General features: G+C 53.3%; 2 protein-coding genes. One reads left to right on the forward strand and one right to left on the reverse strand.

What is annotated here, in order from left to right; genetic code table 11:
* The coding region (locus tag B3P58_RS11710) for an ABC transporter transmembrane domain-containing protein (protein ID WP_286717668.1) at nucleotides 1–1,226 on the reverse strand (1,226 nt) is incomplete at its 3' end.
* A 59-nt stretch (nucleotides 1,227–1,285) separates the two neighbouring features.
* Between B3P58_RS11710 and B3P58_RS11715 the strand changes: the two genes are divergently transcribed.
* Nucleotides 1,286–1,920: M14 family zinc carboxypeptidase (locus tag B3P58_RS11715; protein WP_286717669.1), on the forward strand; the 635-nt coding region annotated here is incomplete at its 3' end.

Here is a 1,920-nt window from a genome sequence, read left to right on the forward strand (position 1 = left end):
CGGAATAATAATTTGGTCAGGGTCGATTTACCGGCACCGCTGGAACCAACCACCGCCAGTGTTTTTCCGGCTTCCAGGGTTAAATTCAGGCCGCGTAAAATCGGCCGCTCCGGCTGGTAAGCAAACTGAAGATTACGGAAAACCACTTCACCCCGACCGACCTGCAACGTCGCAGTGCCGTTATCTTTGACCGCTGACTGCTCATCCAGCAGCTCAAACATACGCTCGATATTGGCCATCGACGCTTTAATTTCACGATAGACAAAACCCAGAAAATTCAGCGGTACAAACAGCTGAAACATAAAGGCATTCACCAGAGTAAAGTCACCCAGAGTCATGCGGCCAATCAGCACGTAGTAAGCAGCGAATAACAACATTGAGCCCATCGCAACACTGACAATCAGGGCCTGCCCACTGTTCAGGCTGAACAGCGAAAAGCGGTTCATACGCCGCGCCTGCTCCCACTGCGCAAGCGAGCTGTCATAAGCCTCAGCTTCGCGCTGCTCGGCGGTAAAATATTTGACCGTTTCATAATTCAGCAGGCTGTCTAGGGCGCGGGCATGGGTGGTGGAATCCATACGGTTGGCTTCACGCACATAATGGGTACGCCATTCTGTGACTTTTACCGAATAGGCCACATAAGCCACGACCGCCACAGCGGTAATTATGCCGAACACCGGCGGGTAGTTGGCCAGCAACAAGCCGATTACCAGAAACAACTCGAGGAAGGTCGGAATAATATTGAAGATCATAAAGCGCAGCAGAAAACTGATACCGTTGGTGCCACGCTCAATATCACGCTGTAATGCGCCGGTCTGGCGGTTTAAATGAAATTCCAGGCTCAGGGTATGCAGATGCTCAAACACCTTCAGCGCCATGCGCCGCATGGCCCGCTCGGTTACCCGACCAAACAATAAATCGCGCACCTCACCCATAAAAACGTTTAAAAAACGTACGGCGCCATAAGCCAGCAATAAAGCCAGCGGAAACCATAACCACCAGTCCGCCGGATTAATGGCCTGTTTGTCGACTGCACTCAGGTGATCGACCTGATATTTCAGCAGAAATGGCATAGACACACTGGCCAGCTTCGCCCCCACCAGACACAGCAAAGCCGCAAGAACGCGCCAGCGATGCTCCATCAGATACGGCCATAGGGTTTTCACCCAGTGCCAGCCGCGGTAACGGTCCGGAGGAGTATCGGGCAGCGACTGGGAAGATTTCATCGAATTGTTACTCTATTCTGGTAAAGAGGACGGCTGAGCAGAATAAGGATGCAGCCAACGTGATTCAACGGATTTACCAAATTAATAAAGCCCTGCCCGAACTGACCGAACTGGAACAACTCATTGAGCAAGGCCGCCATCATCTGCGGGTATCCGTTCCTGCTCATATCCAACAGGGTTCATTCAGGTTGCCGTTTTATGTGCTGGAAATGGGCGCCACCACACCACTGGCTCCGACACTGGCACTGATCGGCGGCGTACATGGTATCGAACGTATTGGCAGCCAGGTGATTTTATCGTTCTTACGTACCCTGCTGCGCCGCCTCGACTGGGACCCGACCGCCATGGAAATGCTGGCCCAGATCCGGCTGGTGGTTATTCCGATCGTGAATCCCGGCGGCATGTGGAATAACAGCCGCGCCAACCCTAACGGCGTTGATTTAATGCGTAATGCGCCGGTCGATGCAATTGGCAGCACACCCTTTCTGGTCGGAGGACAGCGCATCAGCCGTCACCTGCCCTGGTATCGCGGACGCAAAGGCGAACCTATGGAGACAGAGAGTCAGGCCCTGATCGACAGCATCCGCGCCAGTCTGAAATATCAGAAACACTGCATCACCCTCGATTGTCACTCAGGTTTCGGTTACAAAGACCGCATCTGGTTTCCCTACGCCAAAAGCACCGAACCCTGGCC

Source organism: Thalassolituus sp. UBA2009 (assembly GCF_002335285.1).
GTDB lineage: Bacteria > Pseudomonadota > Gammaproteobacteria > Pseudomonadales > Oceanobacteraceae > Venatoribacter > Venatoribacter alkanivorans.